Annotated in this window: 24 protein-coding genes and 1 pseudogene; 13 read left to right on the top strand and 12 right to left on the bottom strand. The window is 72.2% G+C overall.

Annotation, left to right across the window (positions count from 1 at the left end):
- Window positions 1-159: 159 nt before the first annotated feature.
- Both UO65_RS11095 and UO65_RS11090 read right to left on the bottom strand, forming a co-directional pair.
- Complete coding sequence (locus UO65_RS11095) at window positions 160-888, bottom strand: SDR family NAD(P)-dependent oxidoreductase (RefSeq protein ID WP_035281422.1); 729 nt, start codon at window positions 886-888, stop codon at window positions 160-162.
- The gene (locus UO65_RS11090; protein ID WP_035281420.1) at window positions 885-1,223 is read right to left on the bottom strand and encodes a darcynin family protein; all 339 of its coding nucleotides are present in this window, start codon (window positions 1,221-1,223) and stop codon (window positions 885-887) included. The genes UO65_RS11095 and UO65_RS11090 overlap by 4 nt, the downstream gene beginning before the upstream one ends.
- Before the next feature lie 40 nt (window positions 1,224-1,263).
- Here UO65_RS11090 and UO65_RS11085 point away from each other — a divergent pair, with 40 nt between their 5' ends.
- Window positions 1,264-1,788 carry a TetR family transcriptional regulator gene (locus tag UO65_RS11085; protein WP_035281418.1) on the top strand — a complete coding sequence of 175 codons (525 nt, stop codon included), beginning with the start codon at window positions 1,264-1,266 and terminating at the stop codon, window positions 1,786-1,788.
- Here UO65_RS11085 and trxA read toward each other — a convergent pair.
- From trxA to UO65_RS11070, 4 genes and pseudogenes are all read right to left on the bottom strand, one after another.
- On the bottom strand, window positions 1,781-2,122 hold the full coding sequence (gene trxA, locus UO65_RS11080) for a thioredoxin (protein ID WP_035281416.1): 342 nt from the start codon (window positions 2,120-2,122) through the stop codon (window positions 1,781-1,783). The genes UO65_RS11085 and trxA overlap by 8 nt on opposite strands.
- Window positions 2,119-2,547, bottom strand: coding sequence for a MerR family transcriptional regulator (locus UO65_RS11075; protein WP_052021012.1), 429 nt, complete (start codon window positions 2,545-2,547; stop codon window positions 2,119-2,121). Before UO65_RS11075 ends, trxA begins: the two co-directional genes overlap by 4 nt.
- Window positions 2,548-2,622: 75 nt before the next feature.
- A pseudogene (locus UO65_RS38595) lies at window positions 2,623-2,721 on the bottom strand (winged helix-turn-helix transcriptional regulator); the annotation flags it as partial.
- A 38-nt stretch (window positions 2,722-2,759) separates the two neighbouring features.
- Entirely contained in the window at window positions 2,760-3,665 is a 906-nt protein-coding gene (locus tag UO65_RS11070; protein ID WP_035281414.1) for an RNA polymerase sigma-70 factor, read from the bottom strand.
- Between the two features lie 176 nt (window positions 3,666-3,841).
- On the opposite strand from UO65_RS11070, the gene UO65_RS11065 reads away from it, so the two are divergent.
- Window positions 3,842-4,327: a carboxymuconolactone decarboxylase family protein gene (locus tag UO65_RS11065; protein ID WP_035281449.1), complete on the top strand. Its 486-nt coding sequence runs from the start codon at window positions 3,842-3,844 to the stop codon at window positions 4,325-4,327.
- Window positions 4,328-4,411: 84 nt separating this feature from the next.
- On the opposite strand, the gene UO65_RS37345 is transcribed toward UO65_RS11065, so the two are convergent.
- Together UO65_RS37345 and UO65_RS11055 are read right to left on the bottom strand one after the other, a co-directional pair.
- Entirely contained in the window at window positions 4,412-4,972 is a 561-nt protein-coding gene (locus UO65_RS37345; RefSeq protein ID WP_146241421.1) for a hypothetical protein, read from the bottom strand.
- Between the two features lie 32 nt (window positions 4,973-5,004).
- Complete coding sequence (locus UO65_RS11055) at window positions 5,005-6,366, bottom strand: NlpC/P60 family protein (RefSeq protein ID WP_411431356.1); 1,362 nt, start codon at window positions 6,364-6,366, stop codon at window positions 5,005-5,007.
- Window positions 6,367-6,621: 255 nt separating this feature from the next.
- Between UO65_RS11055 and UO65_RS11050 the strand changes: the two genes are divergently transcribed.
- From UO65_RS11050 to UO65_RS11020, 8 genes are all read left to right on the top strand, one after another.
- Window positions 6,622-7,077 (top strand): hypothetical protein, encoded by a 456-nt coding sequence (locus UO65_RS11050; protein ID WP_035281405.1) that lies wholly within the window; start codon window positions 6,622-6,624, stop codon window positions 7,075-7,077.
- On the top strand, window positions 7,074-8,510 hold the full coding sequence (locus UO65_RS11045; RefSeq protein WP_035281403.1) for a hypothetical protein: 1,437 nt from the start codon (window positions 7,074-7,076) through the stop codon (window positions 8,508-8,510). Before UO65_RS11050 ends, UO65_RS11045 begins: the two co-directional genes overlap by 4 nt.
- Before the next feature lie 224 nt (window positions 8,511-8,734).
- Window positions 8,735-11,575 carry an aconitate hydratase gene (locus UO65_RS11040; protein WP_152552052.1) on the top strand — a complete coding sequence of 947 codons (2,841 nt, stop codon included), beginning with the start codon at window positions 8,735-8,737 and terminating at the stop codon, window positions 11,573-11,575.
- A gap of 179 nt (window positions 11,576-11,754) precedes the next feature.
- Entirely contained in the window at window positions 11,755-12,585 is an 831-nt protein-coding gene (locus tag UO65_RS11035) for a helix-turn-helix domain-containing protein (RefSeq protein ID WP_052021011.1), read from the top strand.
- 2 nt (window positions 12,586-12,587) lie between these two features.
- Window positions 12,588-12,743: a DUF397 domain-containing protein gene (locus tag UO65_RS34530; protein ID WP_084175459.1), complete on the top strand. Its 156-nt coding sequence runs from the start codon at window positions 12,588-12,590 to the stop codon at window positions 12,741-12,743.
- A gap of 201 nt (window positions 12,744-12,944) precedes the next feature.
- A complete protein-coding gene (locus tag UO65_RS11030; RefSeq protein ID WP_035281400.1) occupies window positions 12,945-13,241 on the top strand; it encodes a hypothetical protein in 297 nt (98 codons plus the stop codon).
- On the top strand, window positions 13,234-13,851 hold the full coding sequence (locus UO65_RS35740) for a DUF6879 family protein (protein WP_035281398.1): 618 nt from the start codon (window positions 13,234-13,236) through the stop codon (window positions 13,849-13,851). Before UO65_RS11030 ends, UO65_RS35740 begins: the two co-directional genes overlap by 8 nt.
- 4 nt (window positions 13,852-13,855) lie before the next feature.
- The gene (locus tag UO65_RS11020; RefSeq protein WP_052021010.1) at window positions 13,856-16,252 is read left to right on the top strand and encodes an ATP-binding protein; all 2,397 of its coding nucleotides are present in this window, start codon (window positions 13,856-13,858) and stop codon (window positions 16,250-16,252) included.
- 57 nt (window positions 16,253-16,309) lie between these two features.
- Here the strand turns inward: UO65_RS11020 and UO65_RS11015 are convergent, their stop codons facing one another.
- Window positions 16,310-16,954: an SRPBCC family protein gene (locus UO65_RS11015; RefSeq protein WP_035281396.1), complete on the bottom strand. Its 645-nt coding sequence runs from the start codon at window positions 16,952-16,954 to the stop codon at window positions 16,310-16,312.
- Window positions 16,951-17,364 carry an ArsR/SmtB family transcription factor gene (locus UO65_RS11010; protein ID WP_035281394.1) on the bottom strand — a complete coding sequence of 138 codons (414 nt, stop codon included), beginning with the start codon at window positions 17,362-17,364 and terminating at the stop codon, window positions 16,951-16,953. Before UO65_RS11010 ends, UO65_RS11015 begins: the two co-directional genes overlap by 4 nt.
- 411 nt (window positions 17,365-17,775) lie before the next feature.
- On the opposite strand from UO65_RS11010, the gene UO65_RS11005 reads away from it, so the two are divergent.
- Both UO65_RS11005 and UO65_RS11000 read left to right on the top strand, forming a co-directional pair.
- Window positions 17,776-18,903, top strand: coding sequence for a sensor histidine kinase (locus UO65_RS11005; RefSeq protein ID WP_035281392.1), 1,128 nt, complete (start codon window positions 17,776-17,778; stop codon window positions 18,901-18,903).
- Complete coding sequence (locus UO65_RS11000; protein WP_407643237.1) at window positions 18,900-19,547, top strand: response regulator transcription factor; 648 nt, start codon at window positions 18,900-18,902, stop codon at window positions 19,545-19,547. The genes UO65_RS11005 and UO65_RS11000 overlap by 4 nt, the downstream gene beginning before the upstream one ends.
- A 36-nt stretch (window positions 19,548-19,583) precedes the next feature.
- Here the strand turns inward: UO65_RS11000 and UO65_RS10995 are convergent, their stop codons facing one another.
- Window positions 19,584-21,131 (bottom strand): alpha/beta hydrolase, encoded by a 1,548-nt coding sequence (locus tag UO65_RS10995; protein ID WP_035281388.1) that lies wholly within the window; start codon window positions 21,129-21,131, stop codon window positions 19,584-19,586.
- A gap of 279 nt (window positions 21,132-21,410) precedes the next feature.
- On the opposite strand from UO65_RS10995, the gene UO65_RS10990 reads away from it, so the two are divergent.
- Window positions 21,411-22,166 carry a 3-keto-5-aminohexanoate cleavage protein gene (locus tag UO65_RS10990; RefSeq protein ID WP_052021009.1) on the top strand — a complete coding sequence of 252 codons (756 nt, stop codon included), beginning with the start codon at window positions 21,411-21,413 and terminating at the stop codon, window positions 22,164-22,166.
- Window positions 22,167-22,212: 46 nt separating this feature from the next.
- On the opposite strand, the gene UO65_RS10985 is transcribed toward UO65_RS10990, so the two are convergent.
- Window positions 22,213-23,388, bottom strand: coding sequence for a metallophosphoesterase (locus tag UO65_RS10985; protein WP_035281386.1), 1,176 nt, complete (start codon window positions 23,386-23,388; stop codon window positions 22,213-22,215).
- Window positions 23,389-23,430 lie beyond the last annotated feature (42 nt).

Raw genomic sequence — 23,430 nt, 5'->3', positions numbered from 1 at the left:
CATGATCGCCATAGGGGCCCCGGCCAAACACATCCACCCAGCCGGGCACCACCGCAAAAACCCGGCGCTCGAAAGCCGAGCACATCCACCCAGCCAGGCACCACCCACCAAACAACCGGGCTTTGAGAACACGCCCCGGCAACCTGTTCAGGCGGGCGCTCAGTCGGCCACGAGCCGGGCGGCGAGGCCGGGGGCGAGGCGGTGCACGGCCAGCAGCGCGCCGACCCCGCCCACCCGGACCACCGCCCGGCCGCGCCGCACCCCGCCCAGAATCCCGTCGGCCGCCGCCCCCGCACTGATCTTGCGGGAGCCGCGCCCCTCGGTCATCGCGGTGTCGACCAACGGGAGCATCGCGTCGACCACCCGCACGTGCGGGGCGTCCACGGCGAGCTGGTGGCGCAGTCCCGCGCTGAACGCGATCAGCCCGGCCTTGGCCGCGCAGTAGACCGGCGCCGACCGCTTCGGGACCACGCCCAGCGCCGAGGTGACGTTGACGATCGTCGCCGAGGAGGCGGCGGCGAGGGCGGGCAGCAGCCGGGCGGTGAGGCGCAGCGGCCCGGCCAGGTCGGCGCCCAGTTCGGCGGCGATGTCGGCGGCGAGGGCGTCGCGGTCGGCGGTCGCCCAGGAGCGGTCGAGCTGCACGGCGGCGTTGTTGACCAGCAGGTCGAGCCCCGGGAGGGCGAGGGCGGTGGTGGCGAGCCGGTCGACGGCGGCCGGGTCGGCGAGGTCGGCGACGGTGGTGCGCAGGCCGGGCAGCATCCGCTCGGCCTGGGCGAGCCGGTCGGCGTCGCGACCGCAGACCAGGACGGTGGTGCCGTCGGCCACGAGTCGTTCGGCCAGGGCGAGGCCGACGCCGGTGCTGCCGCCGGTGATCAGGGCGGCGCTCATCCGGCGGCCTGGTGCCCGTCCTCGACGGCGAGGACCAGTTCGTCGAGGTGGAAGTAGGGCACGGTGAACAGCGGCGAGTCGCGCAGTTCCTCGACGACCAGGTAGTAGTCGGCGAGGTCGGTGGTGGTGAACAGGAGGACGTCGCTGCACCGCGCGCTGAACGCCTCGGCGTCGAAGAACCGCGCGGTGGTCCTGGGGTGCCCGCGCAGCGCGGCGCCCAGCGTCTTGTCGGCGACCGCCGCGCGTTCCGGCCTGCTCAGCCGCAGCCACGCGGGCAGTGCGGTGATCAGCATGAACGCCGTGTACTCGGTTTCCGTAGCAGTTGTTACATCCATGGCGGCGACGGTAGATGTAACAACTGCTACAGTCAAGGGTGTGGCCCGCCCCCCAGACACCGCCCGCCGCGCCGAGCTGATCGCCGCCACCCTCGACGACCTGGCCGCGCACGGCCTCGCCGAGTTCACCCTGCGCGGCCTCGCCGAGCGCCTGGGCACCAGCGCCCGGATGCTGGTGCACTACTTCGGCAGCCGCGACCGGCTGCTGGCCGCCGCCTTCGCCGAGCACCGCAGCCGGGTGCTCGCCCAGCTCGACGGCGCCGCCGAGCAGGACCCGCGGTCAGCCGCCGCGGCGGCCTGGTCGGCGATGACCACCGACCGCGCGCACTTCACGGTGATGTACCAACTCCTGACCGCCGCCCTCACCGAGGACCACCCGGCCGCCCGGACCGCCGTGACCGCCTGGGTCGACTACGCGGCGGCCCTGCTGCCCGACCACGACCCGGCCACCGCCACCGCCCTGGCCTCCGGCCTCAAAGGACTCCTGCTCGACCGCATGGTCACCGGCGACCACGCCCGCTGCGACGCCGCGGCGGCCCTGCTGATCGACCGCCTGCTCAGCTGAGGTCGGCCAGCGCCGCGTCGACCTCGGCCAGCAGCCTGGCCTTCGGGCGCGCGCCGACGATCGCCCGGACCGGCTCGCCGCCCGCGAACAGCAGCAGGGTCGGCAGGGACATCACCCGGTGGTCGCGGGCCGTGGTGGGGTTCTCATCGGCGTTGACCTTGCGGATGGTCAGGTCGGGGCGGGTCGCGGCGATCTCGGCCAGCACCGGGGCCATCATGTGGCACGGCCCGCACCACTGCGCCCAGAACTCGACCAGGACCGGCCCGTCGCGGTGCAGGACCTCCTCGGCGAAGGTCGAGTCGGTCACGGCCGTGACCGCGTTCGCGGTGATCATGGGTTCTCCTCGAAGTGGTTGGGTGGCACGCTCGCGGCGTACCCGGTGGTGACGCGGCAGGGGCCCGGTTCCCGCGCCAGCGCGTCGGCGAGCTTGGCCACCAGACCCGCCCGCACGGCGCCGAGCCGCTCCAGGCAGTCGTCGACCTCGGCGAGGCGGCGGCGGTAGACCTCGACCGAGTCGGCGCAGTCGTCCCCCGCCCCGTGCCCGGCCCGCAGGCAGGCGACGAACGGGCGCGTGTCGTCCAGGCTGAGCCCGGCCGCCTGCAACGCCAGGATCTCGCTGACCAGGCGTTGGTCTTCCTCGTCGTAGTCGCGGTAGCCGTTGGCCGTGCGCCGGGCCCGGCCCAACAACCCCTGCGACTCGTAGAACCGCAGGGCCCGCGTCGTCGTCCCGGTCCGCTTCGCCAACTCCCCGATGCGCATGCCGGGAACGCTAAACCTTGCCGCCCACGTCAAGGCAAGCGTTCTCCCGCCGGCCCGGTCGACCTCGGGCATGTGCGCCTCGGCCCACTCCCGCAGCGCGGCCAGCGGCACGTCGAGCGAGAGCCCCAGCGGCGTCAACCGGTAGTGCACCCGGGGCGGCACCGTTGGCCCCACACGCCGCCAACGGCCGCCTTCCCTGGCGTGAGCCTGGTTCACCGGCTCAGGGTGGTCTCCCGCTCCATGTGCGAGAGCTTGTCGGGGTTGCGCACGGCGTAGAGCCCGGTGATGAGGCCACCCTCCACGCGCACCGCCACCACGGTGTCGATCTCCCCGTCGAGCCGGAAGACCAGCGCCGGGTACCCGTTGACCTGCGCCTGCCGCAGCGACACGGCGTCGGCGAGCCTGCCGAGGCCACCGATCAGCAGGCGGGCCACCCTGTCCGCCCCCACCACGGGCCGCGCAATCGCTTGCTTGACCCCGCCACCGTCGCCGAGGAGGACGACGTCCGGCGCCAAGACGTCGAGCAGGCGTTGCAGGTCACCGGTTTCCGCCGCCCGCCGGAACGCCTCCAGCGCCTTCCGCGTCTCGGCCGCGGACACGACCCCGCGCGGCCTGCGCGCCGCCACGTGCGCCCGCGCCCGGTGCGCGATCTGCCGCACGGCGGCCGGGTTCTTGTCGACCGCCTCGGCGATCTCGTCGTAGGCCAGGCCGAACACCTCGCGCAGCACGAACACCGCCCGCTCGGTCGGCGCCAGCGTCTCCAGCACCAGCAGCACCGCCATCGACACGCTGTCGGCCAGCTCGACGTCCTCGGCCACGTCGGGCGCGGTCAGCAGCGGCTCGGGCAACCAGGACCCGACGTAGGACTCCTTGCGGCGCCCGAGCACGCGCAACCGGGCGAGCGCCTGCCGGGTGGTGATCCGAACCAGGTAGGCCCGCCGGTCCCGCACCGCGTCGAGGTCGACCCCCACCCACCGCAACCAGGTCTCCTGCAACACGTCCTCCGCGTCCGCCGCCACCCCCAACATCTCGTAGGCGACGGTGAAGAGCAGGTTGCGGTGGGCGAGGAACACCTCCGTGGCGAGGTCGGGCCGGTCATCGGATGGGGCACCTGCCATGGGGGACTCCTCTTCGCGCTCGACTGCGTCTCCCATCAGATGCCGCGCCCGCCCGTTGTGTGACACCCGGACGCCGACCCGGCCATGGCGTGCGTCACACACCCACGCTGTCACAGGAACCGGCTCGCGGACATCTTGTGCCCGACCGACCCGACACCACGAGCGAGGACACCCCCATGGACACCCGATTCGACATGTTCGGCAACGAGCTCGCCCTCAGGTTCGCCAAGCGGTTCGCCAACGCGGGCCAGGTGATCCACTCCTCCACCCTCCCGAAGTCCACCCAGGAACTGGTCTCCCTGCGCGCCAGCCAGATCAACGGCTGCGGCTGGTGCATCGACATGCACACCAAGGAAGCCACGGCCGACGGGGAGTCGCCGGTCCGGCTCAACCTGGTCGCCGCCTGGCGCGAGGCCACCGTCTTCACCGAGGCCGAGCAAGCCGCCCTGGCCCTCGCCGAAGAAGGCACCCGCCTCGCCGACGCCCACCCCGGCGTCTCCGACGAAACCTGGGCGCAGGTCCGCGAGCACTACGACGACGACCAGATCGCCGCGCTGGTCGCGCTGGTGGCCTTGATCAACGCGGCGAACCGGCTCGCTGTGATCGCGCACCAGCGGGGCGGCTCCTACGAGCCCGGCATGTTCGCCGCCGCCCTCGCCTGATCGGCGGGCTGACCCGGCCGGGGCCACCCGGTCCCGGCCGGGTCAGCCCGCAACGGTCCTCAGCCGGGGTCGTGTTCGGCGCTCTCAGCGGACCGGCTGCGCGGACGTCCACCAGGTGGTCTGCTTGCGGGCGCCCGCCCAGCTGAAGCTGAAGTGGATGTGGTCGGTGTGCGGGCTGGCGCCGGTGTAGGGCTGCCAGCCCTCGGACGCCGCGTAGGACTGCCAGATCTCGCGGTTCCAGATGATGTACATGATCCCCAGGCGGCGGGCGCGGGCGTGGGCGTTGCCGTGTTCGTCGGTGGCGAGCAGCCAGTCGAGCAGTTCGGTGGCCTGCTTCTTCTGCGCCGAGTCGTTCGCCTTGAACCAGTAGTCGAGTGCGCGGCCTTCCTTGTGCTCGCTCTGCCCGCCCGCGCCGCAGTCGCGGCTGATGATGTCCCCGCCGCGCTTGTACTCGGCCTTGAGGACGTCGCGGAACGCTTCCGCGCCCGGTTTGGGGCTCGGGTCGCACGTCGACTGGCCTTCGTAGTCGGCATAGGCGTCGATCTCGGGCTCGAACGCGGGGGTCGGCAGTGCTGCCGACGCGGGTGTGGCGAGTGTGGCCACCAGGAGAACAGTGGCGGCGAGTACAGCGGGGAACCTCTTCACCGATACCTCCCTGTCGGGTGTTCGACGACCGGTCAGAGAACGCGGGTGGCGTAGGGGACGATGCCGCCGTAGCGGACCGGGGCGATGCGGACCCGGGAGCCGGAGTACGGCGCCTCGACCATCTGCCCGTTGCCGAGGTAGAGCGCCACGTGGTGGATGCGGCCACCGGTGGTCCAGAAGAGCATGTCGCCGGGGGCCTTCTGGCTGAGGGGGACCCGGCGGCCCGCGGTGGCCTGGTAGCCGCTGTAGTGCGGGAGCCGGATGCCCGCGCCTGCGAAGGCGTAGATCATCAGGCCGGAGCAGTCGAAGCCGATCTTGGCGTAGTCGCCGAAGGCGTCGGCCACGCCGCCGTCGCGGATGCCCCGGGTGGGGCCGTGGGCGTTGCCGCCGCCCCAGGCGTACTGGACGCCGAGTTGGGACAGGGCTCGATTGATCACCGTGCGGGCGCTGCCGATCGGGCGCGGGCCCGCGGAGTCGTCGGCGCTGCCACCACCACCGCCGCCTCCACTGCCGCCTCCGCCGCCGGTGTTCTGCGCGGCTGCCGCGGCGGCGGCGTTGGCCTCGTCCTCGCGCTGCTTGGCCGCCAGCCACTCCTGGTAGCGCTGCCGCTGGTTCTCCAGGCCGCCGACCGCCGCCTGGGCCTCGGTGAGCTGCCGCTCGTAGTCGGCCTTCGCCGCCTGCAACTCCTGGGACTGGCCCGCCTGGTCGGCGCGGGCGCGCTGGGCGGTGGCGGTCGCGGTGTCGGCCTCGCGCTTGGCCTGCTCGGCCTCGGACCGCTTGCGGTCGGCCAACTCCAGGGCGGCGCGGGCGCGGGAGTCCCTGTTGGCCTTCTCGGTGCGGGCGCGCTGCAACCGGTCGAGGGCGTCGAGTTCGGTGCCGCTGATCGCGTTGAGCATTTCGGCGCGGGCGAGCAGGTCCTCGGGGCTCTTGGCGCCCAGGTAGGCGGAGATGGAGCCGACGGTGCTGCCCTGCTTGTAGCTGCCCGCGGCGAAGTCGTCGAGGAGGTCCCTGGCGTCGTCGATGGCCTTGCCCGCGCCCTCGGACTCGCGGCGGGCGGACTCGGCGTCTGCGGCGGCCTGGGCGGCGACGTCCTGGGCGGTCTGCATGTCGACCAGGGCCTTGTTGGCGTCCTCCAGCTTCGCCTCGACCTCGGCCTGCAACCGCATCAGCCGCGACTCGGCCTGGGCGAGCTGGTTGGTCAGCTCCCCCACCTTGCCCGCCCTGCGGTCGGCCTCGGCGCGGCCCGCGTCGAGCTGCGAGTCGCTGGGGTTGGGGGGCGGGGGCGGCACGGCGACCGCGGTGCCCACCGCGGACACCGAGGACAGCGCGACCACCGACAGCAGGACCACCGAGGTGGCGAACAGTCCGAGCGACACCGACCGCCGTGAGCGCACGACGCACCTCCTCACCGATCCCGGCGGCCCCCGACGACCCCGGACACGGTCCACACCGGACCGGCCCCGACTGTGCCATTGGCGTCCCGCCCGCACCACCGGTAACAGGCGAAACTTCCGTACCGGGGATAACTTCCGCCAACCACAACACTCTGGGTCGCGACAACCGCCCTGACGTGTCGGAACAGGACCTCGACCGCTCACCCGGACGAGGTCGCTGTGACGACCCGTGGTCGGTGCTGGGAGCATGGCGCCATGTCCGCCCGACTGCCCGCGGCCGCCGCCGCGGCCGGGCTCGCCACCCTCGTCGTCGGCCTGTTCCTGCCCTGGTTCCGGTCGGGGGCGGTGCTGCGCGACAGCTTCGAGTCGGTCGGGGTGATCCGCACCCTGGGGTTCCTGCGCGGCACCGGGTGGGCCTGGCTGCCGACGGCGTGGTTCTCCCTGGTGCCGGTGGTGACGCTCTGCGTCGCGGCGTACGCGCTCGGTCTCCGGCGCACGTCGGCAACGCTTTGCCTGGTCGTGACGATTCTCAGTGGAACCGTCGCGGGGGGTGCGGCCGTCGGACAGGGCAGCGGGGACAGCTCGCTGGGCATCGCGGGGACCGGGCCGACGACCACCGCGGTCGGTGCGGTGATCGCGGTGGTGGGCGCCGTGGGCGTCCTCGTGGGCGAGCGCAGGAGCGCTCGCCGGGAAGCAGGAGGGGAACAGTGACGTATCCGCCGGGGCAGGGCGGCCAGTGGCCGCAGAACGACCCGTACCAGGGGCAGCCGCAGGGCTACGGCCAGCAGGGGCAGGGCGGTTACCCCCAGCAGGGGCAGCCGCAGGGCGGCCACCCGCAGTCGGGCGGCTTCCAGCAGCCCGCCCAGCAGGGCGGCTACCCGCAGCAGCAGTACGGCGGTGGCTTCGGCTACCCGCTGCCGCCGGAGCAGCCCGCGCGCAAGGGCCGCAAGGGCCTGGTCATCGGCGTGGTCGCGGCGGTGGTCGCGGTCGCCGCGGGCGCGGGGGTGACCGTGTGGGCGCTCAACCGCGGCGAGGCGCAGGCGGGCGCGGAGTCGCCGACGGCGGCGGCGACCAGCCTGGTCAACGCCATCGGCCAGGGTGACGTGGCTGGTCTGCTGACCGGCCTCGCCCCGGCCGAGCGGGACCTGATGACCACGCTGAACTCCGAGACGACCAAGGAGTTGCAGCGGCTGGAGGTCTACAAGTCCGACGTCGACCCGAACAAGGTCCAGGGCTTCGAGCTGACCAGCGAGAACCTGCAGTTCGACGAGGCGGGCGCCGAGCGGGTCAACGACCACCTGACGATCACCAAGCTGGTCGGCGGCAAGATCACCGTCTCCTCCGACGCCAGTCGGCTCCCGCTGACCAAGGAGTTCATCGACGCCGCGTTCCCGGAGGGCCTGCCCGGCGGCAAGGAGACCGAGACCGTCGACGTGGCGGAGGTGGTCGCGAAGGAGAACCGCGGCGAGCCCATCCGCATCGCGACCGTGCAGGTCGACGGCGAGTGGTACCCGAGCCTGTTCTACACGATCGCCGACTACGCGCTGGCCGAGGAGAAGATGTCCTGGCCGAAGCAGTCGATCGCGGCCAACGGCGGCTCCTCCCCCGAGGACGCGGTGCGCGGCCTGGCCGAGGCGGGCCTGGCGGGCAACCTGACCAGGGCGATCGAACTCCTCCCGCCGGACGAGATGGCCGTCCTGCACGACGTGGGCCCGGCGATCGTCGAGGGCGCGGGCAAGACCGAGTCCGGCGTCCGGCTGGTGGACCTGTCCACCGAGACCCAGGCCGTCGAGGGCGCGACGAAGGTCCTGCTCAAGGAGGTCGTCCTGGAGAACGAGGACGGCGAGCGGCTGCGCGTGAGCAAGGACGGCGAGTGCTACGCCGTCGAGGCCGAGGGCGAGTCCGACCAGGCCTGCGCCGACGACCTGGCCACCCGCATCGGCGGCAAGCGGATGGCCCCCGAGGCCAAGCAGGCGCTGACCAACCTGGTCAAGGGCATGATGGCCAACACCGGCGTGGTCACCACCGAGGTCGACGGCAAGTGGTACGTCAGCCCCTTGCGCTCGCTGACCGACGTGCAGGTCACGGCCCTCAAGAGCCTCCAGCCGGAGGACATCAAGGCCCTGCTCCGGCTCGCGGACTGACCCGGAGCAGCACTCCACCGGACCCCCGGCGCCTCTCCAGGCACCGGGGGTCCGCCGCTGCCGGGGCCCGGGCGTGATGGATCACATCCCACGGGTCGGACGCCACCCCTTGAACCGAAATACAGGACAAGCGTACTGTTTGAACCGTGAGGCAGTCGCGCACACCCGCCCCGGGTGCGACAGACTCACAGCCGAACTGACATGCGCCGCCACTGGAGTTGGACGTGACCACACCGAGTTCCGCACCCGAAGGCACCGAGGGCAACCTCGACAGCTTCGGCGCCCGAGCCACGCTGACCGTCGGCGACGCCTCTTACGAGGTGTTCCGATTGGACGCGGTCGAGGGGTCCGAGCGCCTGCCCTACAGCCTCAAGATCCTGCTGGAGAACCTGCTGCGCACCGAGGACGGTGCGAACATCACCGCCGACCACGTGCGCGCCCTCGCCGCCTGGGACCCGAAGGCCGAGCCGTCGACGGAGATCCAGTTCACGCCGGGCCGCGTGGTCATGCAGGACTTCACCGGCGTGCCCTGCATCGTCGACCTGGCCACCATGCGCGAGGCGGTCACCGCCTTGGGCGGCGACCCGGCGAAGGTGAACCCGCTGGCCCCGGCCGAGATGGTCATCGACCACTCGGTCATCGCCGACGTCTTCGGCCGCCCGGACGCCTTCGAGCGCAACGTGGACCTGGAGTACGAGCGCAACAAGGAGCGCTACCAGTTCCTGCGCTGGGGCCAGACCGCGTTCGACGAGTTCAAGGTCGTCCCCCCGGGCACCGGCATCGTCCACCAGGTCAACATCGAGCACCTGGCCCGCGTGGTCATGGTCCGCAACGGGCAGGCGTACCCCGACACCCTGGTCGGCACCGACTCGCACACCACCATGGTCAACGGCCTGGGCGTGCTGGGCTGGGGCGTGGGCGGCATCGAGGCCGAGGCCGCGATGCTGGGCCAGCCGGTGTCGATGCTGATCCCGAAGGTCGTCGGCTTCAAGCTGCACGGCGAGCTGCCCGCGGGCGCCACCGCGACCGACCTGGTGCTGACCATCACCGAGATGCTGCGCAAGCAGGGCGTCGTCGGCAAGTTCGTCGAGTTCTACGGCTCGGGCGTGTCCGCGGTGCCGCTGGCCAACCGCGCCACCATCGGCAACATGAGCCCGGAGTTCGGCTCGACCGCGGCGATGTTCCCGGTCGACGCCGAGACCATCGAGTACCTGAGGTTCACCGGCCGCTCCGCCGAGCAGGTGGCGCTGGTCGAGGCCTACGCCAAGGAGCAGGGCCTCTGGCACGACCCGTCGGTCGAGCCGGTGTTCTCCGAGGTGCTGGAGCTGGACCTGGCCAGCGTCGTGCCGTCCATCGCGGGCCCGAAGCGCCCGCAGGACCGCATCGAGCTGGCGGCGGCGAAGCAGTCCTTCCGCGACGCGCTGGGCAGCTACGCCGTCGACGAGCCCAAGACGGCGGTGGACGAGGCGGTCGAGGAGAGCTTCCCGGCCAGCGACTCCCCCACCCCGCCCGCCGGTGACGAGGTCCCGCCGCAGGTCACGCACTCCGCGGCCGTCAACGCCACCGGCCGCACCAGCAAGCCGACCACGATCACCCTGGACGGCAACACCTTCGAGATCGACCACGGCGCGGTCGCGATCGCCGCGATCACCTCGTGCACCAACACCTCGAACCCGTCGGTGATGATCGGCGCGGCGCTGCTGGCGAAGAAGGCCGTCGAGCGCGGCCTGGAGCGCAAGCCCTGGGTGAAGACCACCCTGGCGCCGGGCTCGAAGGTCGTCTCGGACTACTTCGACCGCGCGGGCCTGACCCCGTACCTGGACAAGCTGGGCTTCAACCTGGTCGGGTACGGCTGCACCACCTGCATCGGCAACTCCGGCCCGCTCCAGGAGGAGATCTCCGCCGGGGTGCAGGAGGCCGATCTGGCGGTGGTGTCGGTGCTGTCGGGCAACCGCAACTTCGAGGGCCGGATCAACCCGGACATCAAGATGAACTACCTGGCCTCCCCGCCGCTGGTGGTGGCCTACGCGCTGGCCGGGTCGATGGACATCGACATCACCACCGAGCCGCTGGGCACCGGGTCCGACGGGCAGCCGGTGCACCTGGCCGACATCTGGCCGTCGCCGCAGGAGATCAACGACGTCATCGCCTCGGCGCTGTCGGCGGAGAGCTTCTCCAGCAGCTACTCCGACGTGTTCGCGGGCGACGAGCGCTGGAAGTCGCTGCCCACGCCCACCGGCAAGACGTTCGAGTGGGACGGCGAGTCCACCTACGTCCGCAAGCCCCCGTACTTCGAGGGCATGGAGATGCGGCCCGCCCCGGTCACCGACATCTCCGGTGCCCGCGTGCTGGCCCTGCTGGGCGACTCGGTCACCACCGACCACATCTCCCCGGCGGGTGCGATCAAGGCCGACACCCCGGCGGGCAAGTACCTCACCGAGCACGGCGTCGAGCGGCGGGACTTCAACTCCTACGGCTCCCGGCGCGGCAACCACGAGGTCATGATCCGCGGCACCTTCGCCAACATCCGCCTGCGCAACCTCCTGCTGGCCGACGAGAACGGCGGCCAGGGCATCCAGGGCGGCTACACCCGCGACTTCACCAAGGGCGGCGAGCAGGCGTTCATCTACGACGCCGCGCAGAACTACGCCGAGGCGGGCACCCCCCTGGTCATCCTGGCGGGCAAGGAGTACGGCTCCGGCTCGTCGCGCGACTGGGCGGCGAAGGGGACGTCACTGCTGGGCGTCCGCGCGGTCATCGCCGAGAGCTTCGAGCGCATCCACCGCTCGAACCTGATCGGCATGGGCGTCCTCCCGCTCCAGTTCCCGCAGGGCAAGACGGCGGAGTCCCTGGGCCTCGACGGCACCGAGACCTACAAGTTCGAGGGCGTCACGGAGCTGAACGACGGCACCACCCCCCGCACGGTCAAGGTGACGGCGGCCAAGGAGGACGGCACGGAGGTCACCTTCGACGCCGACGTCCGCATCGACACCCCCGGCGAGGCGGACTACTACCGCAACGGCGGCATCATGCAGTACGTGCTGCGCAAGATGGTCAACAGCTAGGCTCTGTCCTCTCCACCCGCCGAGGGGCGGGTCTCGTCCACAGTGGACGAGACCCGCCCCTCGGCCGTTCCGGTCGCAACTCGCGATACGCTCGACATCTACAGCGCGGCAGGGGTGCCCCAGACTGTAGATTCCCCGCACCGGACGGCGCGTGTCCTTGCAGGGGTGGAAAGGAAACCGTGTCAGGACAACGGAAGAACCCGCAGGCGCGCGACCGGACGATCGGCGCCCAGCTCAAGGCCGTCCGGGTGGAACAGACGTCGCTGAACCTGGAGGCCGCCGCCAAGGCGATCGGCTGGTCGACGGCCACGCTCAGCCGCACGGAGAACGGCAAGCGGCACATCACCAGCGAGGACGTGGCCACCATGCTGGCCATCTACGGCGTGCCGATCACGCAGCGCGAGGAGTTGATCGAAAGCGCCCGCACCGGCACCCAGGCAGGCTGGTGGTCCCGCCCCCTGCCCGGAGTGCTGCCCGACGTGGGCACCCTGGCCAGCTATGAGGCTTCAGCCAGGGCGATCACAGACTGGTCACTCACCAGCGTTCCCGGACTGCTGCAAACCGAGCGGTACGCCGAGGGCATCATGTTGCAGGACGGCATCCGGCCGCAGGACATCGAGATGCGCTGGATCGCTCGCCTGCGCCGACAGCAGGTGCTACCCAAGATCGAGTATGTGGCGTTCATCCACGAGAGCGCACTCCGGCGGCCGTTCGGCGGCGTCGACGCGCTCAAGGAGCAACTGCGCCACTTGGAGAGGGCTTCGACTCGGGGCCTTGGCGTTCGTGTTGTGCGGGAGCCCATGCCGCACCGCGCACTGCTGCATTCATGGCTGATGCTGCACTTTCCCGAAGCGGCCCCCGTGCTCCACGTCGAGCTGTGGGGAAGCAGCGTGTATCTGCACGATTCGGAGGTGCAGGGCTATGAGAACATGCGCTCGATGCTCGATCACTTGGCCCTTTCAGGTGCGGAAAGCCGCAGTATGATCGAGCAACTACGAGAAAGGTTGTGATCATGGAGTGGCGCAAGTCGTCCCGCTCGGGCAGCACCAGCAACTGTGTTGAGCTGCGGCAGGACCTCACGGCCGTGCGCGACAGCAAGCGACCCGGCGTCACCCTTCCGGTGACCCGCACCGCCATCCGAGAGCTGATCACCAAGCTCGGCCGCTGACGAGACCACAAGCCGGGGGGTGGGCCGGGCACACCCCCGCCCCACCCCCGGACCGGCTCGTCAGCTCAACCCCACCGACCGCAAGGCTTGACCGATTCCGAAAACCCCTATCACCCGATCGCACATTTGGCGCACGGGTTGAAACTGCCATTCCGCTGGTACGCTTCACCATTCGGGCTGAATGCGCGAGGGGAAGCAGCCATGGCCACGAAAAGCTGGCAACCGGACCCGTCGGCAACTTTGAGCAGACGACTGGGGATCTCGCCGAGGGAACCAGGCAGTGGGGGCGATGACGACGCCGCCAGCACCACCACCAAGAAGACCTGCCCGGACATCTGGGAACTGTCCAATGGGGACATCGCGGTGATAGGCCGGGACCTGACGGACGTCTACCGGCCCCAGTTGCCCGACGACATGAGCGTCGGCGACGGTGAACGACTGGTCGTCATCCCCGGGCCGATGCTCAGAGCGGCGAAGAAAGACATCCCGGATGCATGAACTGTCACTGCGGGCCAACGGCGAACCACTCGAACCCGAAGCCTATGACAAGAAGTTCACCGAAGACTACGAGAAGCTCGGCCGACACGGCGGCGAGTTCTGGAAACTGGAACGAAGACAACTCTTCCAGGAGCCGGGGATGCCCAGTTGGCACGCCTACCTCAGCGGCGACTGGGAAGAGGCCCTTCGACTTGCCGAAGAATTACGACCCGACCTCGAACAGGAGTACCGCGAGGATGCCGCCCGGGGCATCCGCACGCGGTGGACGAAGGTCGTGGAGCTGCCGATGACCCCGTTCATCCAGTGGGCGTTCCACCCGCTGCGGGTGCGGGCTCAATCCGGTGAGGACATGCGGGTGGTGGAGGCGGAGAAGGTGGCGCGGTTCGAGCGCGACGCACCCCTGCCCGAGGTGGTCACCCTGGGCACCGATGTCATGTACGAGGTCCTGTACACCGACAACGGTGAGCACACCGGCGCCATTCGCACCGAGGACCGGTCGACGATCGCCCGCTGTCGTCGACTCATGGCGGACCTGCACGAGATGGGCGAGGACTTCGAGAGCTTCTACCAGCGCGAGGTCGCCCACCTGGAACCGCCGCGAGGCCAGTGACCCGATGCGGCAGGACGACCACCCCGCGCGGGAGAACAGCGCCGAGATCGGCGGCTCGGCCTCCGACGTCGTCCAGGCGGGAACGGTCCACGGCGGCGTTCACATCCACGGTCAGGCGAACAGCCCGACCCGGCGGGTTCCACGCCAGTTGCCGGGCGATGTGAGCGGGTTCGTCAACCGGTCGAAGGAGTTGACCGCACTCAGCACCGCCCTCACCGAGCGGCACGAACCCCTGGTCGTCGGGATCTACGTCCTCACCGGCACCGCCGGAGTCGGGAAGACCGCCCTGGCGCTGCACTGGGCGCACGCCGCTCGGCACAACTTCCCCGACGGTCAGCTGTACGTGAACCTGCGCGGCCACGACCCGGGGCTGCCGGTGACGCCTGAGCAGGCCCTCGACCGCTTCCTGCGCTCACTGGGCGTGCCGCCGGACGGCATCCCGGTGGAATTGGAGGACAAGTCGGCGCTCTACCGCACCATCCTCGCCGAGCAGCGGGTGCTCGTCGTGCTGGACAACGCCGCGAGCGTCGGGCAGGTCAGACCCCTGCTGCCCGGCAACGCGGACTGCCTCGTCGTCGTGACCAGTCGCAACCGCCTCTCCGGGCTGGTGGTCAGGGATGGCGCTCGCCGATTGGTGCTGGACACGCTGTCCGAGGCGGAAGCGGTCGAGTTGCTCAAGACGGTCACCGCGGCCTACCGGAACCCGGACGACCCGGCTGACCTGGTCGAGCTGGCGGCGCTGTGCGCGCGGTTGCCGCTCGCCTTGCGGATCGCGGCCGAGCGCGCGTCGAGCAGGCCGCTGATGCTGCTGCACGAACTGATCAGCGAGTTGCGCGACGAGTCGGGGTTGTGGGACGCGCTGACGTCCGACGAGGAGGAGTCCGACGCCGTGCGAACGGTGTTCGCCTGGTCCTACCGGGCTCTGCCCGCCGACGCCGCCAGGGCGTTCCGGCTCCTGGGCCTGCACCCCGGGCCGGAGTTCAGCGCCCAAGCGGCCGCGGCGCTGATCGGGGCGGGCACCGCCCGGGCCCGGTCGCTGCTGGACGTACTCGTCGGCTGCCACGTGCTCGAACAGCGGTCGCCTGCGCGCTACGAATTCCACGACCTGCTGCGGGCCTACGCCATCGACCAAGTGGTCACGCAGGAAGCAGAGGAGGATCGCCGGGCAGCGGTGGAACGGGTGGTCGCCTGGTACGTGCTGTCCGCGCGATCCGCCGTCTCCATTCTCTGCCCGCTGGACCCGGACGTCCTGTTGGACGCGCCCGAGGCAGAGGTCACCGCGCTGGCGTTCGACGGGTACGACGCCGCTTTCCGCTGGTATGAGGAAGAGCAGGCGAACTTCGTCGGGGCCACCCGGGCAGCGGCCGATGCGGGTCTGCACCGGCTGGCGTGGCAGTTGCCCGCGGTGCTGTGGAGCGTCTACGCCATCCAGAACCCCATCGAGGACTGGGTTCTCACCACGACCACCGGATTGGTTTCGGCCAGGGCGATCCGGGACCGGTTCGGCGAAGCGCAGTTGCTGGCCAGCCTGGGGATGGCCCACCTGCAATCCCACCAGTTGGAAAAAGCCGAGGAGTTCCACTTGGCGGCCTTGGCGGTCCGCGAGGACCTCAACGACAGCAGCGGCATCGCCCAGTCGACCAACGACCTCGGCCTGCTGGCCAACCGACAGCACCGCCTGTTCGCGGCCCGAACCCACTTCGAGCAGGCACTGGCGGCTTTCCGGGAAGTGGGTGACCGGGCCAACGAGGCCTACCTGCTGAGCAACCTGGGTGTGCTCCAGAGCGATCTGGACCAGCACGCGGCGGGCATCGACACCATCCGGGAATCGCTGTCCATCAGCCGCGAGGTCGGCGACCGGCTCGCCGAGAGCAACGCGTTGATCTGCCTGGCCATCGCGCACCGGCGATCCGGGCACCTCCGGGACGCCGACTCGGCCCTGCGGGCCGCTCTGGAAATCGCCCTGGCCGACAGCTACCCCGTCTGCGAGGCGGTCAGCCTGCTGGAATCGGGGTACCTCCGCCTCGCCGAGGGCGATCCGGCGGAGGCGCTGCCGTTGTTCCAGCACGCGGCATCCATGCAGCGGAGGCTGGGAGACCGGAGCCGTGAGGCGATAGCCCTGGACAGCGCGGGGATGGCCTACCAGCGGCTCGGCAGGCCGGACGAGGCCATCCCGTTCCACCGCATTGCCGTCTCCACCCACCGCGATCTCGGCGACCAGTGGCAGCTCGCCCTCGCACTCGACCGGCTGGCGACCGCCCTGCGCGAATCCGACCAGCCCGAACAGGCACGGCCCCAGTGGGTCGTGGCGTTGTCGATCCTGTCGACGTTCGACGACCCGCAGGCGGTGCGGGTGCGAGACCGGGTCACCTCGAACCTGGCCAATCTCGCAGACGAGTAGCGAGATCCGTGCGGGAGCAAGCTTGCGATCTGCGGTTGGGTCACCGCGGGAGGGGTGTCAGGTCGGGTCGGGTGCGTAGAACTTCGTGGTGGCCTCGACTGCGGCCGCGACCTGCTCCGGTTCGCCACCGGCGGCCAGGTGGGCTTGGCCCCAGGCCGCGGCGCTGCGCCTGCTGAACTCGCGTCCCTCGGGCGAATTCTCGAACGCCTCGTGGCCTGCGATGTCGCCACCGGCCAGGAACCGGCCCAGGGCGAGCAGCCCCAGGTCCCAGCCGACGCCGCCCGCGCCGGGGCCGTAGGTCGGGAAGGAGGGCTCCCCGACGGCTGCCGCGTGGATCAGCTCGAACTCGGTGTCGTCGGTCGGGCCCGGGGTCAGGCGCACTTCCACCTCGCTGGTGCCGGGCCAGGCGTCGGCGTCCGGTCCGTAGAGCCAGGACACCCTGAGCAGGCGCGGCGGCTCGCACCGGAGGATTTCGCCGTGCTCGCCACCGTCCAACTCGAACTTCCCGCCGAGGCGCAGGTCGCCGGTGATCGGTTTCAACCAGCGGTGCAGCCGCTCGGGGCTGGTGATGGCGTCCCAGACGTCGTCGATCTGCGCGTCGTACCGTCGTCGCAGCTCCACGGTGTACGCCTCGCCCGCGGGCAGGCTGCCCTTGCCCATCGCCCGGTGCGCGGCGGCCAGCTCCTCCAACACGTCTTTCATGCGCCATGTCCCTTCGGTGGTGGATCGGCCTTGCCCGCATCGGTGCCGGACCCGGTCGGTCGGGTGGGCGCCGCACCGGTCGGGGTCCTGCGGGCACGCCTGCCCCGGGCCAGTTCGGTTCCCAGGGCGTCGAGGCGTTGTTCCCAGAGCCGGCGGAACCGGTCCAGCCACGCGTCGACCTCGCTCAGCGGCGCGGGTTCGATGGCGTAGAACCGGCGGGTGCCCTGAGCCCGCACCGACGTGAACCCGCTGTCGCGCAGCACTCGCAGGTGCTGGGAGACGGCCGGTTGGGAGATCGCGAACTCGGCCCGGATGACATCCGTGATCGCACCGGAGGTCTGCTCACCATCGGCCAGCAGTTCCAGGATGCGCCTGCGCACGGGATCGCCGAGGATGTCGAACGCGTGCACGACGGAGACTGTACCGGCCTCTGCTTATATAAGTCAATCCTGCCCCTTGGGCGCCGCGTCGGCTCGGCCCGCCGAACCGGCGCCGCCGCGCGGGCGGCGCCGGTTGCCCGACGGACGCGCACCACCCGCCCGGCCGCAGCACGCGGTGCGGATCGGCGAGGACACCCCCCAGGGCCCTCGACGGCGCACAGCGGTGCGGCGGCACGGGGTCGAGCAGACAGCCACCGGTTTCCGGTTCCGGCGCGCGGCGGACCGGGCGGGGCCGGGAGGATGGCCGTCATGGCGATCAGCCTCCCGGGCTCGGCCCGCGCGCACATCGGCCGGACGGCCACCGGGCACCCACCCACCGGAGGGGGCGGGGTCGACTTTGGTCGCTGTCCGACCCCACTGACCCGCCATACGCTGGGCACCGTGGACGACGGGGAGCGGTGTCGGGCGCGGCGGATCGCGCTGCCGCTGGTCGCGGTGGGCGTGTTCGCCACCACCTACGGCGAATACGTCTCCGGGGTGGAGACCGGCCTGCTGCTGTTCAACCTGGCGGTGGGCCTGGTGGGCGTCGCCGCGGTGCCGGTGATGCTGCGCAGGCCGGTGCCCGTGGCGGTGGTGCTGGGGTGCCTGGCCGCGCTGACGTCGCCGGTCACGCTGCCCGCGAACGTGGCGCTGGTGCAGGTCGCGCGCACCCGGCCGATGCCGCTGGCGGGGCTGGTGGCGCTGGTGCAGGTCTGCGGGCACGCGGTGCGCGGGCTGTGGTGGCCGGTGCCGGGTCTGTCCTTCGGGTGGTACCTGGTGCTGACGGTGATCGTGCACGCCGGGCTGCTCGGGTGGGGCGCGCTGGCCAAGGCGCGGGCATTGGTGATCGACTCGCTGCGGGAGCGGGCGCGGCGGGCGGAGGCCGAGCAGGGCAGGCTGGTCGCCGAGGCCAGGGTGGCCGAGCGGACCGCGATCGCCAGGGAGATGCACGACGTGCTGGCGCACCGGTTGTCGCTGCTGACCACCTACGCGGGTGCCCTGGAGTACCGCCCGGACGCCCCGCCGGAGCGGCTGGCGCAGGGGGCGGCGGTCATCCGCGCCACCGCCCACCAGGCCCTGGAGGAGTTGCGCGAGGTCATCACCCTGCTCCGCGACGAGGACGGCGACGACGCCGAGCGCCCGCAGCCCGCCCTGGCCGACGTGCCCGCGCTGGTCGAGGAGACCCGGGCGGGCGGGACGCCGGTCCGGGTGCGCGACACCGTCGCCGACCCGGCCGCGCTGCCCGGCACCACCGGCCGCTGCGCCTACCGGGTGGTGCAGGAGGCGCTGACCAACGCCCGCAAGCACGCCCCCGGCGCCCCGGTCCGGGTGGACCTGGCGGGCAGCAGCGGTGACCGGCTGCTCATCGCGGTGACGAACCCGCTGTCCCCGCGCGGCAGCGGGGTCCCCGGCACCGGCAGCGGCCTGGTCGGGCTCACCGAGCGGGTGCGGCTGGCGGGCGGCGAACTCGACCACGAGCGCGCGGGCGGGGAGTTCCGGCTGCGGGCGTGGCTGCCGTGGCCCGCGTGAGCGTCCGGGTCCTGGTCGTCGACGACGACCCGCTGGTCCGCGCCGGGCTGACCACGATGCTCGACGGCGCCGAGGGCATCGCGGTGGTCGCCGAGGCGGGCGACGGCGCCGAGGTGCCCGCCGCGCTGGACGCCCACCCGGTCGACGTGGTGCTGATGGACATCCGGATGCCCCGGGTCAACGGCATCGAGGCCACCCGCCGGGTCCGCGCCCGCCCCGGCCCGCCCGAGGTCGTCGTCCTGACCACCTTCGACGCCGACGAGAACGTGCTCCGCGCCCTGCGCGCCGGGGCCAGCGGCTTCCTGCTCAAGGACGCGCCGCCCGCCGACATCGTCGCCGCCGTGCACCGGGTGGCGGAGGGGGAACCGGTGCTCTCCCCCAGGATCACCCGGCGCCTGATGGACCGGGTGGCGGTGGAGGCGGGCGCCCTCGACCGCGCCCGCGCGGCGCTGTCCACCCTGACCGCCCGCGAGCACGAGGTGGCGGTCGGCGTGGGGCGGGGCCTGTCGAACGCGGAGATCGCCGCGGAGCTGGGCGTCAGCACGGCCACGGTGAAGGCCCACCTCACCCGTGTCCTGGGCAAGCTCGCCCTGGGCAACCGCACCCAGATCGCCCTGCTGGTCCACGACGCGGACCTGCCCTGAGCGGACCCGGCCGCTGTGGACGCCCTCCGACCACGCTCAGCCCACCGCGAACGGCGCCACGTCCGGTTCGCACACCCGGCCCGGTTCCGGCAGCCGGAGGTCGACCAGGTACTCGGCCACCGCGCGGTCGACGCAGGCGCTGGAGCCGAGGATGCAGTGGCCGAAGGCGTCGACCGTCAGCAGGTGCGCGTTGCCGAGTTCAGCGGTCATCGCCTCGGCGAACAGGTGGCGGGTGGCCGGGTCGTGGCGGTTGCCGACGACCAGGGCCGGGTTGGGCGTGCGGGCGGTCCACGGGCCGGTGAACCGGTCGGTGCTGCGGCCGGGCCAGTCGGCGCAGGTGGCCGGGTCCCCCCAGCTCAGGCCGCGGCCGAAGGTGGGCATCTCCGCGTCCCACCACTCGGCGATGCGCGGGACCAGCGACAGGGGCACCGGGAAGGGCTTGTCGGCGCAGTTGACCGCGGCGTAGGCGTCGTCGTCGGTGTAGGGGCTGTCGCGACGGGGATCGATGCGGGCGGCGGTGAGGTCGCGCAAGGTGTCGGCGGTGAGCGGTACGGGGGCGGAGCGGTCGGGGTGGGTGGCGGCGTACACGGCGGCGAAGAACACGGCCAGCCTGGTGAACAGCGCGGGCCGGTACAGCGCGCCCGCCGTGGTGGTCACGAGGTCGTCGCGGCTGATGACGTAGCCGCTGGGCAGGGTGACCGGGCCGGAGAGCTCCAGGGCTTCGCGGGTGGCGTCGAACTTGGCGCGGGAGTCGGGGGCCAGCGGGCAGCCGACCTCGTCGCAGGTGCGCAGGTAGGCGTCCAGGGCCAGCTCGAAGCCCGCGGTGCGGCGGCGGTCGTGTTCGAGTCCGTCGGTGGTGCGCAGGGCCGGGTCGACGTTGCCGTCCAGGACGACCGCGCGGGTGCGGTCGGGGAACATGGCCGCGTAGGTGGCGCCGAGCAGCGTGCCGTAGGAGAAGCCCAGGTAGTTCAGCGCCGGGTCGCCCACCGCGGCGCGCAACAGGTCGAGGTCGCGGGCCACGTCCGCGGTCGACATGTGGTCGAGGAGCGTGCCGCCGTTGCGCCCGCAGGACCGCTCGTAGGTGCGGTTCGCGGTGATCGCCTCGCGCACCTGCTCCGGGGTGACCGGAACCGACACCACATTGGCGAACACCCCGTCGGCTTCCTCCTGGGTGGTGAAGCACCGCAGCGGCGTGCTGCGGCCCACCCCGCGCGGGTCGAAGCCGATCACGTCGAACCGCCGCAGCACCTCCGGTTCCAGGAACACCGGCGCGGCGGCCGCCATCAGGTACCCGCTGGCACCCGGTCCGCCGGGGTTGAGGAACAACGACCCGATCCTGGCGTCCCGGTCGTCGGCGGCCCGGCGCATCATCGCGATGGTGATGGTCTCCGCCCCCGGGTGGTCGTGGTCCAGCGGCACCGCGTACTCGGCGCAGTCGAACCGCCCCCGGTCCGCCTCGGGCACGCCACCCGGTTCCGCGCACTCGTGCCAGAGCACGTCCGGCACCGCGAGGGCCCGCGGCGCCACCCCCGCCACCGCCCCGACCACCAGCAACGCCACGGCGACCAGCCGTCCCACTCGCATCGAACCCTCCGTCGATCCCCCCCGATCCGCCCCACACCCTGGCACGATCGCGCCCGGCCGTCACCGTGACACCGGGTGAAACCGCGCCCGCCCCGACTTCGGGCACCGTCCGGGGGGCGGTCGGAGGCGATGCCGCCGGGCGCCACGCCGATCCGGGCCCGGGCCGGTCGACCGGCTCCGGCCAGGCGCGGTGGTGGGGACGCGGGTCGCGCGGGTGACGGCAGACTGACGGGCGCCGCCTGCGGAGCAGGCAACGGCGCGGACAGCGGGGAGGAAGCGTTGGACACCGGGGTGAAGCGGCTCAAGGTGTGCCTCAACGGCGAGCGGCGGCGGGACGAGCACCCCGCCGTACCGGTCACGGCCGCCGAGGTCGGGGCCGCCGCGGTCGAGGCGGTGGCGGCCGGGGCCGAGGCCGTGCACGTCCACCCGCGCGACGCGGGTGGGGTGGAGTCCCTTGCGGCCGAGGACATCGGGGCGGGCGTGCGCGCGGCCCGCGGCGCCGGGGTCGCGGTCGGGGTGTCCACCGGGTTGTGGATCACCGGCGGCGACGTCGCGCGGCGGCGGGCGGCGGTGCGCGGGTGGGCGGACCTGGCGGCGGAGCAGCGGCCGGACTTCGCCTCGGTCAACGCCGCCGAACCCGGGTTCGCCGACCTGGTGGGGGTGCTGCGCGACGCCGGGATCGGCGTGGAGGCCGGGGTGTGGTCGGTCCGGGACGCCGAGGTCGTCGGGCGCAGACCGTTCACCCGGGTCCTGGTGGAGATCACGGGCGGCGCGGACCCGGTGGGCCAGGCCGACGCGGTCCTCGCCAGGCTGGCCGGGCTCGGCGTCCGGGGCCCGCGGTTGCTGCACGGCGAGGGTGCCGCGTGCTGGCCGCTCGTCGCCCACGCCGGACGACTGGGCCTGCCGACCCGGATCGGTCTGGAGGACACGCTGCTCGGTCCGGGCGGCGAACCCGTCAGCGGCAACGCCGAACTGGTGCGGCTGGCCCTGGGCGTGTGGGCCGGTGGACCCGCCGGGGCGGGGCCACCGGGGTGATCACCCGCACGGGTCGAACGGGGGTCGACCGACGTGGGACCGCCCGTCAGCCCGCCGGGGTCGAGCGCAGGACCAGCAGGCTGATCTCGCTCGGCGCGAACACCCGGAACGGCGGACCCCAGAAGCCCGCGCCCCGGCTCGTGTACAGGTGCGTGCGCTCGTTCAGCCTGGTCAACCCCTGCAACCACGGCTGGTCCAGCCGCACCAGCAGGTGGAACGGCCAGATCTGGCCGCCGTGGGTGTGACCGGACACCTGGAGGTCCACACCCGCCTCCACGGCGGTGGTGATCTGCTTGGGCTGGTGGGCCAGCAGCAGCACCGGCAGGTCCGGGTCGGTACCCGCCAGGGCGGTGGCGATGTCGGGCTGGTGGCCGGGCAGGCCCGACGACGGGGCGGTGCGGTCGTCGATGCCCGCCACGACCAGCCGGGAGCCGCCGCGCTCGACGACGACGTGGCGGTTGTGCAGGGCCTCCCAACCCAGTTCGGACATGCGGTCGAGCCAGCCCTGGGCCTCGTTGAAGTACTCGTGGTTGCCGGTGACGTAGACCCGGGCGAGGGTGGCGCGCACGTCGCCGAGCGGGGCGGACTGGGTGAGCCGCTGCGCGGGCGTGCCGTCGGCGATGTCGCCCGCGTGGGCGACGATGTCGGGGTCGAGGGCGTTGACCGCGGCCGTGGTGCGGGCCGACCAGCGGGACCGGTCGATCGGGCCGTAGTGGGTGTCGGCGAGCAGGACCAGCTTCACGCCGTCGAGGCCGGGGCCCAGGCGCGGCAGGTGCACCTCGGTGCGGCGGACCCGGGGCACGCGCATCGCCTCGTGGTGGCCGTGGGCCAGCAGCACCGCGGCGACCACCACGACCGCCGCCGCGACGACGCGGGAGCGGGTGGGGTCGTCCACCCCGGCCAGCGCCAGGACCAGCTCGGCGAGCGCACCGAGGATGCTCCACACGAACAGCACCCAGGTGACACCCAACAGCACGTCGCCGACCACTGCGGCGCGGTCGCTGCGGCGGCCCTTGGTCATCGAGTACGGCAGGGCGACGGCACCGGCGAGGAAGACGGCCGAGCCGAGCACCACGACCCACCCCGGCCAGTCCTGGCCACCGGCGACCAGCACCCACCACGGCACGCCGAACAACAGGGCGGCCACGACCAGCGCGACCACCAGGAACCGCAGGCGGCGCCGGGCCCGGACGGCCTGCTCGCGCTGTTCGGTCTGCGACATCGGGCCGCTCCTCTCCTGACCCCGGAACGATACCCGCGCCCG

Source organism: Actinokineospora spheciospongiae (genome assembly GCF_000564855.1).
GTDB classification, from domain to species: Bacteria; Actinomycetota; Actinomycetes; order Mycobacteriales; family Pseudonocardiaceae; genus Actinokineospora; species Actinokineospora spheciospongiae.
This window is presented reverse-complemented; position numbering and strand designations above follow the sequence as displayed.

Bases quoted from the DNA above. Each gene is read 5' to 3' on its own strand.
- UO65_RS11095 (WP_035281422.1), bottom strand. From the start codon at position 888: ATGAGCGCCGCCCTGATCACCGGCGGCAGCACCGGCGTCGGCCTCGCC.
- UO65_RS11090 (WP_035281420.1), bottom strand. From the start codon at position 1,223: ATGGATGTAACAACTGCTACGGAAACCGAGTACACGGCGTTCATGCTG.
- trxA (WP_035281416.1), bottom strand. From the start codon at position 2,122: ATGATCACCGCGAACGCGGTCACGGCCGTGACCGACTCGACCTTCGCC.
- UO65_RS11075 (WP_052021012.1), bottom strand. From the start codon at position 2,547: ATGCGCATCGGGGAGTTGGCGAAGCGGACCGGGACGACGACGCGGGCC.
- UO65_RS11070 (WP_035281414.1), bottom strand. From the start codon at position 3,665: ATGGCAGGTGCCCCATCCGATGACCGGCCCGACCTCGCCACGGAGGTG.
- UO65_RS11065 (WP_035281449.1), top strand. From the start codon at position 3,842: ATGGACACCCGATTCGACATGTTCGGCAACGAGCTCGCCCTCAGGTTC.
- UO65_RS11050 (WP_035281405.1), top strand. From the start codon at position 6,622: ATGTCCGCCCGACTGCCCGCGGCCGCCGCCGCGGCCGGGCTCGCCACC.
- UO65_RS34530 (WP_084175459.1), top strand. From the start codon at position 12,588: ATGGAGTGGCGCAAGTCGTCCCGCTCGGGCAGCACCAGCAACTGTGTT.
- UO65_RS11030 (WP_035281400.1), top strand. From the start codon at position 12,945: ATGGCCACGAAAAGCTGGCAACCGGACCCGTCGGCAACTTTGAGCAGA.
- UO65_RS35740 (WP_035281398.1), top strand. From the start codon at position 13,234: ATGCATGAACTGTCACTGCGGGCCAACGGCGAACCACTCGAACCCGAA.
- UO65_RS11020 (WP_052021010.1), top strand. From the start codon at position 13,856: ATGCGGCAGGACGACCACCCCGCGCGGGAGAACAGCGCCGAGATCGGC.
- UO65_RS11015 (WP_035281396.1), bottom strand. From the start codon at position 16,954: ATGAAAGACGTGTTGGAGGAGCTGGCCGCCGCGCACCGGGCGATGGGC.
- UO65_RS10995 (WP_035281388.1), bottom strand. From the start codon at position 21,131: ATGCGAGTGGGACGGCTGGTCGCCGTGGCGTTGCTGGTGGTCGGGGCG.
- UO65_RS10985 (WP_035281386.1), bottom strand. From the start codon at position 23,388: ATGTCGCAGACCGAACAGCGCGAGCAGGCCGTCCGGGCCCGGCGCCGC.